The 17,429-nt window shown below is 42.2% G+C and carries 15 protein-coding genes and 1 tRNA gene; 8 read left to right on the top strand and 8 right to left on the bottom strand.

What is annotated here, in order from left to right; all coding sequences use genetic code 11:
- Positions 1 to 347: 347 nt before the first annotated feature.
- On the bottom strand, positions 348 to 1,424 hold the full coding sequence (locus DXA54_RS22165; RefSeq protein ID WP_120080688.1) for a site-specific integrase: 1,077 nt from the start codon (positions 1,422 to 1,424) through the stop codon (positions 348 to 350).
- 174 nt (positions 1,425 to 1,598) lie between these two features.
- Positions 1,599 to 1,669: transfer RNA gene (locus DXA54_RS22160), tRNA-Gln, on the bottom strand.
- Between the two features lie 264 nt (positions 1,670 to 1,933).
- Here DXA54_RS22160 and rsfS point away from each other — a divergent pair.
- From rsfS to DXA54_RS22145, 3 genes are read left to right on the top strand one after another with little or no spacing between them, the layout of a single operon-like run.
- Complete coding sequence (rsfS, locus tag DXA54_RS22155) at positions 1,934 to 2,293, top strand: ribosome silencing factor (protein ID WP_008650615.1); 360 nt, start codon at positions 1,934 to 1,936, stop codon at positions 2,291 to 2,293.
- A gap of 9 nt (positions 2,294 to 2,302) precedes the next feature.
- Positions 2,303 to 4,447, top strand: a complete 2,145-nt coding sequence (ftsH, locus tag DXA54_RS22150; RefSeq protein WP_008650613.1) for an ATP-dependent zinc metalloprotease FtsH — start codon at positions 2,303 to 2,305, stop codon at positions 4,445 to 4,447.
- Positions 4,448 to 4,463: 16 nt separating this feature from the next.
- Positions 4,464 to 5,312: a phosphatidate cytidylyltransferase gene (locus tag DXA54_RS22145; RefSeq protein ID WP_008650610.1), complete on the top strand. Its 849-nt coding sequence runs from the start codon at positions 4,464 to 4,466 to the stop codon at positions 5,310 to 5,312.
- Between the two features lie 102 nt (positions 5,313 to 5,414).
- On the opposite strand, the gene DXA54_RS22140 is transcribed toward DXA54_RS22145, so the two are convergent.
- The 3 genes from DXA54_RS22140 to surE all read right to left on the bottom strand — a co-directional run bounded on the left by DXA54_RS22140 (position 5,415) and on the right by surE (position 8,207).
- Positions 5,415 to 6,197, bottom strand: a complete 783-nt coding sequence (locus tag DXA54_RS22140; RefSeq protein WP_120080686.1) for a NigD-like protein — start codon at positions 6,195 to 6,197, stop codon at positions 5,415 to 5,417.
- Positions 6,198 to 6,290: 93 nt separating this feature from the next.
- The gene (lpxB, locus tag DXA54_RS22135) at positions 6,291 to 7,427 is read right to left on the bottom strand and encodes a lipid-A-disaccharide synthase (RefSeq protein ID WP_120080684.1); all 1,137 of its coding nucleotides are present in this window, start codon (positions 7,425 to 7,427) and stop codon (positions 6,291 to 6,293) included.
- A 12-nt stretch (positions 7,428 to 7,439) separates the two neighbouring features.
- Positions 7,440 to 8,207: a 5'/3'-nucleotidase SurE gene (gene surE / locus DXA54_RS22130; protein ID WP_004305393.1), complete on the bottom strand. Its 768-nt coding sequence runs from the start codon at positions 8,205 to 8,207 to the stop codon at positions 7,440 to 7,442.
- 356 nt (positions 8,208 to 8,563) lie between these two features.
- Here surE and DXA54_RS22125 point away from each other — a divergent pair, with 356 nt between their 5' ends.
- The 5 genes from DXA54_RS22125 to DXA54_RS22105 all read left to right on the top strand — a co-directional run bounded on the left by DXA54_RS22125 (position 8,564) and on the right by DXA54_RS22105 (position 14,765).
- The gene (locus DXA54_RS22125) at positions 8,564 to 9,328 is read left to right on the top strand and encodes a ParA family protein (RefSeq protein WP_004301394.1); all 765 of its coding nucleotides are present in this window, start codon (positions 8,564 to 8,566) and stop codon (positions 9,326 to 9,328) included.
- A 15-nt stretch (positions 9,329 to 9,343) separates the two neighbouring features.
- Positions 9,344 to 10,234, top strand: coding sequence for a ParB/RepB/Spo0J family partition protein (locus DXA54_RS22120; protein WP_004301392.1), 891 nt, complete (start codon positions 9,344 to 9,346; stop codon positions 10,232 to 10,234).
- The gene (locus DXA54_RS22115) at positions 10,235 to 11,122 is read left to right on the top strand and encodes a DUF5683 domain-containing protein (RefSeq protein WP_004301390.1); all 888 of its coding nucleotides are present in this window, start codon (positions 10,235 to 10,237) and stop codon (positions 11,120 to 11,122) included.
- Positions 11,123 to 11,156: 34 nt separating this feature from the next.
- Positions 11,157 to 12,452 (top strand): lytic transglycosylase domain-containing protein, encoded by a 1,296-nt coding sequence (locus DXA54_RS22110; protein ID WP_004301388.1) that lies wholly within the window; start codon positions 11,157 to 11,159, stop codon positions 12,450 to 12,452.
- A gap of 72 nt (positions 12,453 to 12,524) precedes the next feature.
- Positions 12,525 to 14,765: a RelA/SpoT family protein gene (locus DXA54_RS22105; protein ID WP_008776780.1), complete on the top strand. Its 2,241-nt coding sequence runs from the start codon at positions 12,525 to 12,527 to the stop codon at positions 14,763 to 14,765.
- A 123-nt stretch (positions 14,766 to 14,888) separates the two neighbouring features.
- Here DXA54_RS22105 and DXA54_RS22100 read toward each other — a convergent pair whose 3' ends face one another.
- The 3 genes from DXA54_RS22100 to DXA54_RS22090 form a co-directional block, all read right to left on the bottom strand.
- Entirely contained in the window at positions 14,889 to 15,233 is a 345-nt protein-coding gene (locus DXA54_RS22100; protein WP_004301384.1) for a MerR family transcriptional regulator, read from the bottom strand.
- A gap of 20 nt (positions 15,234 to 15,253) precedes the next feature.
- Positions 15,254 to 16,222 carry a M23 family metallopeptidase gene (locus DXA54_RS22095; protein WP_004305395.1) on the bottom strand — a complete coding sequence of 323 codons (969 nt, stop codon included), beginning with the start codon at positions 16,220 to 16,222 and terminating at the stop codon, positions 15,254 to 15,256.
- Positions 16,223 to 16,559: 337 nt separating this feature from the next.
- A partial coding sequence (locus tag DXA54_RS22090) for a hypothetical protein (protein ID WP_243647673.1) occupies positions 16,560 to 17,429 on the bottom strand: 870 nt, incomplete at its 5' end.

Raw genomic sequence — 17,429 nt, 5'->3', positions numbered from 1 at the left:
TCCCCTTACACAAAAGCATGGCATCTCCTTGTCGTATCTCGCCTTTATACTTTTATGTATAGTAGTCTACCGGATCGAATGAACAAGACCTATCCCATACATAAACCAATTTAGACTGCTATGTTATTTTTGAGGAAGAAGATGGAATGAGACCAGATACCCTCTTTAAGGCTGACTGTAAGTCGATTAAATGTAGAAAAAGATTGCTTTTGTCACAAGTAAAGTGTATATTTGCATTGAAAGAATCGTTCTTTGACAGAGGCAAAAGAAAACAGAATATTGTAATTCGCTCGTTTCTAAATCGTTACCTGATATTAATTAAACAGAAATAACTGTTTAATTTTCAATTAGATAGAGATTGTATGATGTTTCGCCACATGGAAGGTAATATTTTTCTCTACTCCCGCTTCCTTGGCCACTTTTTTCAGGTATCGGTTTGCCACCTGGTTGGGCGGTACCGGGAATACATGATTAGTCCGTTTTCCTTTGTGGTATGCTTCATACCTCTTTAATATACAGACAGCAGGTTGCAATAAAGGCAGCATGGCGTGTATGTCCGTTTTCTGACGATAGTAGTTCAGCCACAAGCTTTTGTCGATACCGACATTTATATTTTCATTCGTCAGGTTACTGATGTCGACAAATGACAGTCCGGTGTAGACAGCAAATACAAACACGTCCCTCACGATGGAGAGGTTGACGGGCAAAGGGACTTCCTCGATGCTCTTCAGTTCCTTTTCGGACAGGAATCCTCTTTCTACTTTCGTTTTCTTGGCGTTGAGCAGGCAGACAGGGTTCCGGCTTATCCATTCGTTTTGCAGGGCGACATTCATCACCTTTTTGAAACGCTGGATATGCTTCAATGCACCATTGACAGCGCATACGGTCTCCCCTTCCCTCTTATAGCCTTGCAGATAGGCGTAAAACTCATAAACGAAAGCTTTGTCAATGGCGGTCAAATCATAGTCAGAGACATGGTATTTGATACGTATAAAGTTGAGCAGGTGTTTCTTCGTTACGTGATAGCCGACAAATGTACTGGCACGGAGATTTTTCTTCTCCATGATTTCATGGTAATCAAACAGTGTGCTGATGGTAGAGAACTCATTATCCTGTGTCTGAAACATGAGTTTGAAGTTCTCAATGTTGAGAGGGTAGTTTTTCTGTCTGATTTTGGTAACGGTATCTTCGATCGTGATTTTCAAATCTTCGATATACCGGTTGGCTTCTTTGTCATTGGCGGTCTTACCAAGTGACTTTTGCGCAACTGCCGACCATGATTCAGACCGTAGGTATAGTTTCGTGGGAATTTCGTATCTTTGTCCCGAAATCGTAACCCGACATGAAAGAGGTGACAGTTTTTCATTCGTTCTTCCTTTCCTTATCCAGAAAAGAACATTGAAAGTTTGCTTTTTTTGGCTCATCATTGCTTTTTTTTTGAGAACCGCTCAAAAAAATATCAAAAAAGAGCATTCGTGTCACCGAATTAGCCACCGAATTAGCGTCAACTTTTTTCGGATGGTATTTGTCAAAGCACAAAAAAACCCGCTAAAATTGCATTTTTAGCGGGTTTTTGTCAGTAAAAAGCTGGTGTTTTGTTGGGCTACCTGGATTCGAACCAGGAATGACAGGACCAGAATCTGTAGTGTTACCATTACACCATAGCCCAATGATTTTCGTTTGCGGGTGCAAAGATACAAATATTTTGGGAATTCAAAACAAATCCGATATTTTTTTTGCAAAAATGTCCAAATAAGCTTTCCAAACAAAAGTATCTCCACTAAAAAACACAAAAATTGAGGGATAACTTTCTTGTATCCAATAAATCAGCGTATATTTGTCAAAAATATCACGTTTATTATCAGAAACAAAGGGTCACCTTTTTTTGTTATAAACAAATAGAGAACATGAATTATTAATCCCAATTACAGGAATGAACGATACTAAAGTATTAATTGAAAAAATAAAAGAAGGAATTCAAGAGAAAAAAGGTAAAAAGATAATCGTTGCCGATTTAACCAGCATAGAAGATACCATCTGTAAATATTTCGTTATCTGTCAGGGAAATTCTCCCAGTCAAGTGAGTGCCATTGTAGATTCAATCAAGGAATTTACACGCAAAGGTGCGGATAGCAAACCTTATGCAATCGATGGACTCCGGAATGCTGAATGGGTGGCAATGGACTATGCCGATGTACTGGTACACATCTTTTTACCGGAGACAAGAGATTTTTATAATCTTGAACACCTTTGGGCAGATGCCAAACTTACTCAAATCCCCGATTTAGACTAATTAATGATTATGGACAATAATAATAGCAATAATAACAATAGCAATAAACCTAACAATAAGGTTAATATGCCTAAGTTCAACCTGAACTGGATGTATATGATTATTGCCCTTATGCTTCTCGGCCTCTGGTGGGGCAGTGATTCAAAGGGAGCTGGAAGCAAAGCTGTAACTTACAGTGAGTTTCAGGACTACGTAAAAAAGGGCTATGTAAGCAAAGTATTGGGTTATGAAGATAAGTCAATAGAAGCTTTTCTTAAACCGACTGCTGTAGGGGCTGTTTTTGGAGCGGACTCTACCAAAGTGGGACGTAACCCTATCATTACAAGTAGAACGCCATCTACCGATAAACTGGAAGAGTTTTTGCAGGCAGAAAAGGAAGCCGGTCATTTTGACGGTTCTTCCGACTATCCGCCCAAATCGGATATTTTTCCCGCAATCCTGATCCAGATACTCCCGCTTGTCTTGCTTGTAGCGTTATGGATCTTCTTCATGCGCCGTATGAGCGGAGGTGGCAGTGGTGGCCCCGGCGGTGTATTTAACGTAGGAAAATCAAAAGCCCAGCTTTTTGAAAAAGGTGGAGCCATCAAGATTACATTTAAGGATGTAGCGGGTTTGGCAGAAGCGAAACAAGAGGTAGAGGAAATTGTAGAGTTCTTGAAGGAACCGCAGAAATATACGGATTTGGGAGGTAAGATACCCAAAGGAGCATTGCTGGTAGGCCCTCCGGGAACCGGTAAAACTTTGCTTGCCAAAGCTGTGGCGGGTGAAGCTAATGTTCCTTTCTTCTCACTGGCAGGTTCTGACTTCGTGGAAATGTTTGTGGGTGTAGGTGCATCCCGTGTTCGCGACTTGTTTAAACAGGCCAAAGAGAAAGCTCCTTGTATCGTCTTTATTGATGAGATTGATGCCGTAGGACGTGCTCGTGGCAAAAATCCTGCAATGGGAGGAAATGACGAACGCGAAAACACCTTGAACCAGTTATTGACAGAGATGGACGGTTTCGGTTCCAACAGCGGTGTAATTATCCTTGCTGCTACTAACCGTGTAGACGTACTTGATAAAGCATTGCTCCGTGCAGGACGTTTTGACCGTCAGATACATGTGGATCTGCCCGACTTGAATGAACGTAAAGAAGTATTTGGTGTGCATTTGCGCCCGATCAAAATAGACGATAGTGTTGATGTAGACTTGCTGGCTCGCCAAACTCCGGGATTCTCGGGTGCGGATATCGCCAATGTCTGCAATGAAGCTGCATTGATCGCTGCCCGCCACGGAAAGAAATTTGTAGGCAAGCAAGACTTTCTGGATGCGGTAGACCGCATCATCGGTGGTCTGGAAAAGAAAACCAAGATTACTACGGAAGCTGAAAGACGTTCCATCGCTTTGCATGAAGCAGGACACGCCTCTATCTCCTGGTTATTGGAATATGCCAATCCGTTGATTAAGGTAACTATCGTTCCCCGCGGACGTGCATTAGGAGCTGCCTGGTATCTGCCGGAAGAACGTCAGATTACTACTAAGGAGCAAATGTTGGATGAAATGTGTGCTACTTTAGGAGGACGCGCCGCTGAAGATTTATTCCTCGGCCGCATTTCAACTGGTGCCATGAACGACTTGGAAAGAGTGACTAAACAGGCATACGGTATGATTGCTTATTTAGGTATGAGCGACAAGCTGCCGAATTTATGTTATTACAACAACGATGAATATTCTTTCAACCGTCCATACAGCGAAAAGACAGCCGAACTAATTGACGAAGAAGTCAAGAGAATGGTGAACGAGCAGTATGACCGCGCCAAGAGAATTCTGTCAGAGCACAAAGAAGGTCACAACGAACTGACGCAATTACTGATTGACAAAGAGGTAATCTTTGCGGAAGACGTTGAACGTATCTTCGGCAAACGCCCCTGGGCTTCGCGTTCGGAAGAAATCATGGCTGCTAAAGAAAGCCTGGATGCCGCAAGAGCTGAAAGGGAACTTGCCCAAAAGTTAAAAGAAGAAAAAGAAATCAAAGAAGAAGCTGAAAATACTGCAGAGGAGCAAGCCCCCATTGACACCAAAGTTGCCGCAGCAGGTAACAAGGTTACAGTGGAAGGCAAAGTTACCGTAGAGGGTAAGTCCAATGGAGAAGAACAAGCTAACGGGTCCAACTAATTAAAACGAATAGATTTTGATTAACAATTTCATAAAACGAGCTATTACGGGTGTACTCTTCGTTGCCATCTTGGTAGGGTGCATCCTTTATGACGCATTCAGTTTTGGCATTCTGTTCACCGTTATCAGTGCACTGACTATTTATGAGTTTGCACAGTTGGTAAATATGCGCGCAGAAGGAGTCAAGATAAACAAGACCATTAATATGCTCGGCGGGGCTTATTTATTCCTCGCAATCATGGGATTCTGCATTGATGCAGCCGATTCGAAAATATTCATCCCGTATGTGCTTTTATTGCTTTACATGATGATTAGCGAGTTGTATCTGAAAAAGGAGAACCCGGTACTTAACTGGGCTTATTCGATGCTTAGCCAACTTTATATCGGTCTGCCTTTTGCTTTGCTGAATGTATTGGCTTTCCATAATGATCCGGCATCGGAATTCAGTAGCATAAGCTATAATCCGATTCTACCGTTATCCATCTTTATTTTCCTTTGGCTGAATGATACGGGTGCTTATTGCATCGGGTCACTGATAGGCAAACACCGACTCTTTGAACGCATCTCTCCCAAGAAATCATGGGAAGGTTCTATCGGCGGCGGAGTTGTAGCAATCGGAGTGTCTTTTATACTTGCTCACTACTTCCCATTTATGTCAATGATGGAATGGGCAGGACTGGCATTAGCTGTGGTTATATTCGGTACATGGGGCGACCTGACGGAGTCATTGCTAAAACGCCAATTGCACGTAAAGGATTCGGGAAATATTCTTCCGGGACATGGAGGGATGCTCGATCGGTTTGATAGTTCTTTGATGGCCATACCGGCAGCAGTCGTTTACCTATATGCATTAACGTGGTCCTAACAGGAGTTTTTCTCATCGATTAGAATTGCACACAATACAAAAGGTCGGGAACTTCGATAGAAGTATCCCGACCTTTTTCACACACAGTAAATCATAGTTAGGTTATCGGATCGAAGAAGTGGAGTGTACATCCTTCGCAGCTTCCGGCACACCTACCGGATGTTCCAGATCAAGAACGATCACTCTTCCTTCTCCATGTTCTCTTGAATTTATAGTCACTTTAAAACCTTTCATTGTTGATTCGGCATCTTTTTCCGTTGGGAAGAACTTTTCCAGATTATAAGAAACTCGTCCCCATCCCCAATAGTCAGTCACATCCTCATACGTATTATAACGCAGTTCCAAATGTACGTAACCATCTTCAGCTACATTCAATGTTCCCGGTTCTGATGGTTCTCCCGTTTCTATCTTATTTTGCACAAGGCTGATACGATGTTTCTCCGAGCGAGGCAGCTCCTGACGGAAAATAACATTCAGGAATTTTCCTCCCAACCACATGTCACCCTGATAAATCAGGATAGGATCATTGCCGAATTCCACCGCTTCTTCCTCTGTGGTCATATCTTCCACTTCCTTTGTCAACAATTCCTGTACACCTTCCATTTTCACCTGAACTCCTTTTCCTCCTTCCATGTCATACAAAGGATTGAAAAAGGCCACTACACGTTCACCGTCCACCGGTTTAAACCAAGGTATGGAAGTAGCAACCGGATCAATCAATCCCCAACGATCACCTTCCAAATAATAACCTCCTCCACCGGTTGCCCGAACGGTCGCCCAATCCCAACTGAAATCTCCGATAGAATAACCATCATCATCACATGATTGCAACATTGGCACTAATACCAATAACAACATTCCTAAAAGCCACTTAAATTTTTTCATATCTTTTTCCTTTCTTTTTTTAGTCTTCTGCTTAATAAATAAAAAAGCCGTGCAATTACTGCATCGGCTTTACGTTTATTCAGAAAAAGAAAGTTATTTTTTCAACAAGCGCAGCATTTCACGAGCTGCATGACGGGGAGCACCGGCAGGTCCCAACCGTTCCGCCACATATTCATATCCCAAAAGCATTTCATTTCTATATGCTTCATTTTCAATGATATTTTTCAATTCATTTTGCATATTCTTCACGGTCATCGTATCCGCCACCAACTCTTTTACCACTTCACGGTCGGCAATCAGATTAACTAACGAAATAAATTTCACGGTCAAGATATGACGCCGCAAGAAGGAAACCACTTTCCCTATCGGAGTGTAATAACAAACGACTTGGGGAACACGGAACAATGCCGTCTCAAGAGTAGCCGTGCCTGAAGTGACCAAAGCCACATCTGCGTGCTGCAACAAACGATAGGTTTGATCGAAAATGATTTTCACTTTCGCTTCTCCTACATATTTTTTATAATAGTCGGGAGCAATGGCAGGAGCACCCGCCAGAACAAGCTGATAATCGGAAAAAGCAGAAGCAGCCTTCAACATATCCGGCAGATTATCTTTGATTTCCTGTTTCCGGCTACCTGCAAGAAGAGCTATTACCGGTTTATCTTCCAGTTGATTCTCCGCAATAAACTGATCCTTATTTTTCGGATGAGCTTTCTGATAAGCCGCCACCTCATCCACGGTAGGATTACCAACATAGTGGATGGGGTATTGATGCTTTCCTTCGAAGAACTCTACTTCAAAAGGAAGAATGGAGAAAAGTTCGTCTACATCTCGTTTTATATTCTTGATACGATACTCCTTCCACGCCCATATCTTCGGAGAAATATAATAATAAACCGGAATCTGTGTCTTTGCATGAACAAACTTGGCTATATCCAGATTGAATCCCGGATAGTCCACCAGAATAACAACATCCGGTTGCCAGGAAACAATATCTCCTTTACAACGCTTCATATTTGCAAAGATAGCGCGCAGATGGAGCAACACGGGAATAAAACCCATGTATGCCAGTTCTTTATAATGCTTCACCATCGTTCCTCCGACGGCAGCCATCAAATCACCTCCGAAAAACCGGAAATCAGCCTGCGGATCTTCTGCCTTTAAGGCAGCCATCAGATGAGAAGCGTGCAAGTCGCCGGAAGCTTCGCCGACAATCAGATAATACTTCATGATAGTTGATAGTTAACTAAACCATTTGTTAAGTTCATCCATAAAGTGATAAGCTGTCACATCAACCGTGGTCGGAGTGATAGCAACATAGCCATTTGCCAAAGCCCAATGATCGTTCCTCTCATTTTCAAGTTCGTGATCGGTAAATTCACCGGTCAACCAGAAATAATTCGGATCGTTCAGACGGGGACAGGCAGCCCATTCGTTCGTCCAACGACCTTTTGCCTGTTCACAGATTTTGATTCCTTTGATATCGGTCGTATCCGGGAAGTTTACGTTCAGACAGGTTAAAGGAGGAAGTCCTTTTTCCAGTACCATGGCGGCAATACTGCGAATATAAGGTCCGGTAGCTTCAAAATCGGCATCGGGTGCATGATTGCACAAAGAGAAGCCTATAGAAGGGATTCCATTCAAACAGCCTTCGAATACCACTCCCATTGTGCCGGAATAATGCACGTTAGTGGCAGAGTTGTCTCCATGATTGATACCGCCGACTACCAAGTCCGGTGTCCGGTCGAGCACTGTGTTCCGTGCCAATTTGATACAATCGGTCGGTGTTCCCGAACATTTATAAACAGTTAAACCTACTTCTTTCTTTACTAACTGGTAATGAACAGGCTGCGTCACCGTCAGCGCACAACCACTGCCCGAGCGCGGAGCATCAGGTGCCATTACCACAATATCTCCCAAAGGGCGAAGAAACTTCACCAGTTCATTAATCCCTTTAGCCATCACGCCATCGTCATTTGAAACAAGTATCAACGGCTTTTCATTTTCCATATCTTCAATCCTTTCCTTTTTTATATTCGCACAAAAGTAACAAAAAGAAGCCGTACCGCCAAACACCTCCCTACATCAGATCGAAAAGTCTCTTTCCGCCCCACTCCTACCCGTTTACAAATCTTAATCTTCTGCAAGCGAGCAAAAAAAGAAATAGATATCCAATATAAATATGTATATTTGCAAGCTCGTTAAAGAGAAAAGAAGATGATGAACCTGTTGAAGTTTTGTAACTGTTTCGTCCGACAGTTATTAACAAAACAGGCGACTTATCAACAGAAATTGCAAAGTTTCTCTTTTTTCGTAGGCGCTCTAAGGATTTATCACTTATTTCGCTGCCAATAAATTTAGAGAATATGGGAAAAATTATTGCTTTGGCCAATCAAAAAGGCGGTGTAGGAAAGACAACGACTACGATTAATCTCGCAGCTTCACTTGCTACACTGGAAAAAAAGGTACTCGTAGTAGATGCCGACCCGCAAGCTAATGCCTCTTCCGGTTTGGGAGTAGACATCAAGCAGTCGGAATGCACTATCTATGAATGTATTATTGACAGAGCCAACGTGCAGGACGCTATCCTTGATACGGAGATTGATTCTTTGAAAGTAATCTCTTCGCACATCAATCTCGTAGGAGCAGAGATTGAAATGCTGAACCTCCCAAACCGAGAAAAGATACTAAAAGAAGTACTCACGCCTTTGAAGAAAGAATATGACTATATTCTGATAGACTGTTCTCCTTCATTAGGACTAATCACGATCAACGCCCTAACGGCAGCCGACTCCGTGATTATCCCCGTTCAAGCTGAATATTTTGCTCTTGAAGGTATCAGCAAATTGTTGAATACCATCAAAATCATCAAGTCGAAACTGAATCCGGCTTTAGAAATCGAAGGTTTCTTACTGACAATGTATGATTCTCGTCTGCGTCAGGCTAATCAGATTTACGATGAAGTGAAACGTCATTTCCAGGAACTGGTATTCAACACCGTTATTCAACGAAATGTGAAATTGAGCGAGGCTCCCAGCTACGGTGTCCCGACCATCCTTTACGATGCGGAATCTACCGGCGCCAAAAATCACCTGGCCCTTGCTAAAGAGATTATCAACCGAAATAAATAAAAGAAAGAAGAAGATATGGCAACACAAAAAAGAAATGCATTAGGACGTGGTCTCGACGCCTTGCTCTCAATGGATGATGTGAAAACCGAAGGGTCTTCTTCCATTAATGAAATAGAGCTGGCAAAGATTACTGTCAATCCCAACCAGCCCCGCCGTGAGTTTGACGAAACAGCATTGCAGGAACTGGCTGATTCCATTGCGGAAATCGGTATCATCCAACCTATCACTTTACGCAAACTCTCGGACGATGAGTATCAGATCATCGCGGGAGAGCGTCGTTATCGTGCATCACAAAGAGCAGGACTGAAAACAATCCCTGCTTATATACGCACTGCCGACGACGAAAACATGATGGAAATGGCGCTGATTGAAAATATCCAGCGTGAAGACCTGAATGCCGTAGAAATCGCACTTGCCTACCAGCATCTGCTCGATCAGTACGAACTGACACAGGAACGTCTTAGCGAACGTATCGGAAAGAAACGAACGACGATCGCCAACTACCTGCGCTTACTGAAATTGCCGGCTCCAATACAGATGGCCCTGCAAAACAAGCAGCTGGACATGGGACATGCCCGTGCGCTGATTTCATTAGGCGACCCTAAACTACAAGTTAAAATATTCGAAGAAATACAAGAACACGGATATTCAGTCCGCAAAGTAGAAGAAATTGTTAAATCATTAAGCGAAGGAGAAGCTGTGAAAAGCGGCACACGGAAAATAACACCCAAACGTGGCAAACTTCCTGAAGAATTCAACTTATTGAAGCAACAACTCTCCGGCTTTTTCAACACCAAGGTACAACTCACCTGCTCTGAAAAGGGAAAAGGCAAGATCAGTATTCCTTTCGGTAACGAGGAGGAACTGGAACGTATCATGGAAATCTTCGATACGCTAAAGAAGTAAATGACAAGAAAAAGTAAGAAATATCAGTTACTAGTCAGCGCCCTGCTTCTCTGTTTTTTACAGGTGGCAGGGATTGATGTGTATGCACAATCCACTGTTACTCCGGCACGGAAAGATACAACAATCATACAGCGCGAAGCGCCGAAAGCCCGTGCACGAAGGCATCGTGATCCGATTATACAGGACTCGGTGAAGAAGGATTCTATCCAAATCATACCATCCAAAGAACTTCCGGCCATCGACAGTTTGTCAGCTGCTAAAATACAGATAGCGGACAGCTTGGATGCAGCCAACAAGAAAGAGCTGAAAAAGATAGAGCAACCTGCCTCCATTGTTGTAAAGACCGACACTGTGCCGCCACCTGCTCAAGATATTAACAAGAAAATATTTATCCCGAATCCGACCAAAGCAACGTGGCTGGCAGTCGTATTCCCCGGTGGAGGACAGATTTACAATCGTAAATACTGGAAACTACCTATTATATATGGAGGGTTTGCAGGTTGTGCCTACGCTTTAAGCTGGAACGGCAAGATGTACAAAGACTATTCGCAAGCCTATCTGGACATCATGGACAGCAATCCGAATACCAAAAGTTACGAAGATTTGTTGCCCCCGAACTCCACTTATAATGAGGAGCAGCTAAAAAACACACTAAAAAGAAGAAAAGATATGTTCCGTCGTTATCGGGACCTTAGTATATTTGCATTTATCGGAGTTTACCTGATCTCTATCATCGACGCTTATGTAGATGCGGAGTTATCCAACTTCGATATAACCCCCGACTTGAGTATGAAAGTAGAGCCGGCCGTTATTGATAATAACAACCAGTTCCGCTCCAACAGTTTTAAAAACAAGTCGGTTGGTCTGCAATGCGTATTACGATTTTAAAAAACACAATTTAGATTGATCTTATTATTGAAGCATGAAGAAATTAGTTAACTATTGTTCGATTATTTTTCTTTTACTAGTGGCCACGTCGCAGGTAAAAGCGCAAAGTGTAGATGTAGTGATTCGTGAAAATGGAACTGAACGCAAAGAAAGCATCGACCTGCCTAAAAGTATGACTTATCCACTTGACAGTCTATTGAATGACTGGAAAGCTAAAAATTATATTGATTTAGGCAAGGATTGCAGTACGGCTGAAATCAATCCTTTATTCAGTGACTCTGTCTATATCGACCGCTTGTCACGCATCCCGGCCATCATGGAAATGCCTTATAATGATATTATCCGCAAATTCATCGATATGTATGCAGGACGCTTGCGCAATCAGGTTTCTTTCATGCTAAGTGCCTGCAACTTCTATATGCCGATCTTTGAAGAAGCACTGGATGCATACGGACTTCCACTGGAACTAAGATATCTGCCGATTATCGAATCTGCGTTGAACCCATCAGCCGTATCACGTGCAGGTGCTTCCGGTCTGTGGCAATTTATGATTGGTACAGGTAAGATCTATGGTTTGGAATCAAACAGCCTGGTAGATGAACGCCGTGACCCGATTAAAGCGACTTGGGCTGCCGCACGTTACCTCAAAGAAATGTATGATATCTATGGAGACTGGAACCTGGTAATTGCTGCTTATAACTGTGGCCCCGGTACAATCAATAAGGCAATCCGCCGTGCCAATGGCGAAACTGATTATTGGAAAATCTACAATTATCTGCCTAAAGAAACACGTGGCTATGTGCCTGCCTTTATCGCTGCCAACTATGTGATGACTTACTACTGCGATCACAATATCTGCCCGATGGAAACTAATATTCCGGCAAGTACTGACACAGTGCAAGTAAACAAAAATCTGCACTTCGAACAAATCGCTGACCTTTGTAATGTACCTCTGGATCAGATCAAGAGTCTGAATCCGCAATATAAGAAGCAAATGATTCCGGGTGACAGCAAACCTTATACGTTAAGACTGCCTATTGACGCGATCAGTACTTTTATCGATAAGCAAGATACGATTTATACGCATCGTGCCGATGAGTTGTTCCGCAACCGGAAAACTGTTGCTGTAAAGGATATTACACCTGCAACCCGCAAAACGACATCAGCAGTTGCCGGTAAGGGAAATCTGACCTATTATACAATAAAAAGTGGAGACACTTTATCCACTATTGCCAGAAAGTATGGTGTCACAATTAAGGATATACAAAGGTGGAATGGAATGTCTAGCACTAAAATTGCAGCAGGAAAACGATTGAAAATATACAAATAAATAACTTCCTGCTTGCATCGTTCGGAAATTTGCTTATTTTTGCAGAACTAAGCAAGTGAAAGGATAACAATTATGGATAATCTGGCCCCCAAAGAAATAGCTGACGAAGAGATGATTAATCAGGCGTTCCACGAACTACTGAATGATTATCTCAATACTAAGCATCGCAAAAAAGTTGAAATCATTACGAAGGCTTTCAACTTTGCCAATCAGGCGCATAAAGGTATCAAACGCCGTTCGGGCGAACCTTATATTATGCACCCGATTGCCGTTGCCAGCATTGTATGCAATGAAATAGGTCTCGGTTCCACTTCTATATGTGCAGCCTTGCTGCATGATGTGGTAGAGGACACTGATTACACAGTGGAAGACATCGAGAATATCTTTGGTCCGAAGATCGCCCAGATTGTGGACGGACTGACTAAAATATCCGGTGGAATCTTCGGTGACCGCGCTTCGGCACAGGCAGAGAACTTCAAGAAGTTGCTGCTCACCATGTCGAACGACATCCGGGTCATTCTTATCAAGATAGCAGACCGCTTGCACAACATGCGTACCCTTGGTTCCATGTTACCCAACAAGCAATATAAGATTGCAGGCGAAACGCTTTACATCTATGCTCCACTTGCCAACCGCTTGGGGCTTTATAAGATAAAAACGGAGCTTGAGAATCTAAGCTTCAAATATGAACATCCCGAAGAATATGCGGAAATAGAGGAGAAGTTGAATGCTACTGCCGCTGAACGTGACAAGGTTTTCAACGACTTCACGGCCCCGATTCGTACCCAACTGGATAAGATGGGATTGAAATACCGGATACTTGCCCGTGTAAAATCAATCTATTCCATCTGGAACAAGATGCAGACCAAACATGTTCCTTTCGAAGAAATATACGATTTACTGGCTGTTCGAATCATCTTCGAACCACGTAATGAAGAAGAAGAGCTCAATGACTGTTTCGATATCTACGTTTCTATCTCCAAGATATACAAACCCCACCCGGACCGTTTGCGCGATTGGGTTAGCCATCCTAAAGCTAATGGTTATCAGGCATTGCACGTCACTCTGATGGGTAACAACGGACAATGGATTGAAGTCCAGATTCGTAGTGAACGGATGAATGACGTTGCCGAACAAGGTTTCGCAGCCCACTGGAAATACAAAGAAGGAGGAGGCAGCGAGGATGAAGGTGAATTGGAAAAATGGTTAAGAACGATTAAGGAGATATTAGATGATCCGCAACCGGATGCCATTGACTTTCTGGATACCATTAAGCTAAATTTATTTGCTTCTGAAATATTCGTGTTCACTCCTAAAGGCGAACTGAAGACTATGCCGCAGAACTCTACGGCTCTCGACTTTGCATTTTCCCTGCACACGGATATTGGTAGCCATTGTATTGGCGCCAAAGTCAATCATAAATTAGTGCCGTTGAGCCACAAATTGCAAAGTGGTGACCAAGTTGAAATCCTTACTTCAAAATCGCAACGCGTACAACCGCAATGGGAAGTTTTTGCAACCACTGCCCGTGCCCGCGCCAAGATAGCAGCCATTCTCCGCAAAGAGCGTAAAGCAAACCAGAAGATAGGAGAAGAAATCCTTAGTGAGTTTCTGAAAAAGGAGGAAGTCCGTCCGGAAGAAGCTGTTATCGAAAAGCTACGCAAACTGCATAATGCCAAGAATGAGGAAGAACTGCTGGCTGCCATTGGCAGTAAAGCAATCGTTTTGGGAGAAGCGGACAAGAATGAACTGAAAGAAAAGCAAACCAGTAACTGGAAGAAATATCTGACTTTCTCTTTCGGCAATAGCAAAGAGAAGCAGGAAGAGAAAGAACCGCAGGAAAAAGAAAAAATCAACCCGAAAGAGGTGCTCAAACTGACGGAAGAAAGTTTGCAGAAGAAATATATCATGGCCGAATGTTGCCATCCTATTCCCGGTGATGATGTATTGGGATATGTGGATGAAAACGACCGGATCATTATCCACAAACGCCAATGCCCTGTTGCCGCCAAACTGAAGAGCAGTTATGGCAACCGTATATTAGCAACAGAATGGGATACACACAAAGAATTATCTTTCCTGGTATATATATATATAAAAGGTATAGACAATATGGGACTTTTGAATGAAGTCACCCAGGTTATCTCCAGGCAGCTCAATGTAAATATCCGTAAGCTAACCATCGAAACCGAAGATGGTATCTTTGAAGGAAAAATTCAGTTATGGGTACATGATGTGGATGATGTAAAAACCATCTGCAACAATCTGAAGAAAATACAGAATATCAAACAGGTGAGCCGTGTAGAAGAATAGCTTTCAAACGGTAAATAAGAAAACGATGAACGGTGAATAAGTTGCAGTATCATGCAAATTGTTCACCGTTCATTTTGTTATGAGGTTTCTTGCCTATCGAATCCATGATCGATTAGCATTTATTTATTCCCGTCCATCCAATTCGCGTTTAATAGCCAAAAGCTCTTCTTTTATCGCTTTCAGCTTATTTACAATCTCATAATTACGAACCGTAGCTTCTTTATTATCCTTCAAACGTTGCCGGGCACCGGGAAGTGTCATGCCCTTTTCTTTTACCAAATGATAGATAAGACCGATCGTTTCTACGTCTTCTTTGCGGTACTGACGTATTCCTCTTCCCGCTGTCTTAGGAGAGATTTGCGGAAATTCCTTTTCCCAAAAACGGAGCAATGACGGATTGACTCCGAACATGTCGGCAACCTCCCCTATTGAATAATATAGCTTCAATTCTTTGTCTGTATTAAGCATAACACTCCTGTTTTAAGATTTTAATCGAATACTTTACCATGATTGGCTGCCAACTGAATCATCTTTTCATAATCTTCGGCACTCAAATCCATGAAATAATAATTGACCGGATTCACTACCTGCCCTTTCACGTGCACTTCATAATGCAGATGCGGACCGGTACTTTTTCCTGTACTACCCACTTTTCCGATAATCTCACCACGTACCACTTTCTTTCCGACTTTCGTATTAAATCCCTGCAAGTGAGCATACCGAGTGAGATACCCGAAGCCATGATCTATCTCAATGGTATTACCATATCCGGTTTCCCATCCCACTTTCACCACTGTTCCGTTTCCGGTAGCATATACATCCGTTCCCGGATGAGCAGAGAAGTCCATGCCTGCATGGAACTTTGTCGTACCATAAATAGGATCGATACGTGTACCATAACCGGATGCTGTCTGACGAAGATCCTTATTCGAAATAGGCTGTATGGCCGGAATACATTTCAGCATCTCATCATGGTTCTTACACATATCAATCACATCATCGAAAGATTTCGACTGGATATAAAGCCTTTTGGAAAGCACGTCCAATTTTTGAGTCGTGTTCACCACCAGCTTGGCATTCGCCAAATCCATCAGTTCTTCGTAACGGTTCGTCCCGCCATAACCTGCCTGACGAATAGCCGGAGAAACAGGATCTGCCTGTAAAATCACTCGATACAGATTATCGTCACGTTGCTGAATATCCTGAAGCACCCCCATAGCGTCGTCCAAACGCCGGGAAAGCACATTGTACTGCGCCAAAAGACGGCTGTTTTCAATTCTTAATTCCTTCTCCGACGGAGAACCAAAAATCAAAAGCAATACAATAAAGCAACCTGCTCCCAACCCCATTCCATAGAAAAGCCGACGCAGGATACTAAGCGCACGCTGCCGTACGGTAGGGTAAATTCGATCATAAGTCTGGGTCTGTGGATTATAGATGTAGTATACTTTGCGCATCTTTTTGGAAATATTTCGCTTGTTAATACGGCAAAAGTAATAAAAACAAGCTATCTTTATTACCTATATTGATTATCAAGCAATTACATAATCGGTTATTAAATTCTGTGACAACATCTCATTTCAACCACTACAAAAATACATCTTCTAGCCATAACAACCAATTATTTAAGAAAAGAAAGCAATTAAAATAAAACATTTATCCTATCAGAATATTCTATACGACATTTTTCCAACACAACAGTGACTAGGTAATTCACTATTATAATTTCTTGGCATCACTTGTAATAGAGATAAAAAAGCCAGCTATCATCACTGACAACTGGCTATATTCTAATTATTTATTGAGTAGACTTTCTAAGGTCATTTTCAATATACTTTGTTTCTCTTCACTTTTAGCTTCTAGGACTCTTTTTACTATAGCATCTGGCATTTGTTTTAAAGCGTCACAAACAAGTTTATACCCATGTTCTGTAGACAGGTCGGCAACTACAGTAATCAAGTATCTTTTAGCGATAAAGGAATTGTCAAATTTAGTTCGTGCTGCATCCAAAAAGTATTTAGCACGCTCCAGATTATAATCTGTTTTTATTTCTTTACCTGCAATCAAATTACAGTATGCTGTCTTTCCCAACTTACCAGGAGCAAAACAAGCAATATAACCTATCGTAGTGGTTGGATAACCTAAATCGGCAAGTTCTTTTGTAAATTTTGCCAACTCATTTTGGGGATTAAATAGTGCCGCGCCATTAGCATAATCTGCACCACTCCACGGGTCAGTAATTGTGTTTGTTTCAGAGAGAATCTCTTTAGTGTTCTCATTGCTGTAACATTCATACAAGAACAGCTTTTCTTCATCTAAACCTGTTTCTTCGGCTGCCGTATATCTATGTTGTCCCTCAACAATGGCAACATACTTACTTGCTTCTTCATCCGGTATATCCTCTTTCGTAATAGGATGCACCAAAGTACAGCCGTCATTTACCGCTTTTTGTCCGTCTACATACATTAAAGGGACAAGATTCATTCCAAATTTCTCAAAGGACTTTTTCTTTCTTGAAATGTTCTTTGAATTAACACTACGATTGCCTTTAATAAAAGCAATCATTTTGCCTCCAATATAGAGGTCTTTTACTGAAATAATATTTTTATTCATTATCTGTAGGCTAAGCACCCAGCGCCTTATCATATTTCTATGGTAGGTTTC

The sequence above is a fragment of the Bacteroides sp. OF03-11BH genome (genome assembly GCF_003604005.1).
In the GTDB taxonomy this organism is placed as follows: Bacteria; Bacteroidota; Bacteroidia; order Bacteroidales; family Bacteroidaceae; genus Bacteroides; species Bacteroides ovatus.
This window is presented reverse-complemented; position numbering and strand designations above follow the sequence as displayed.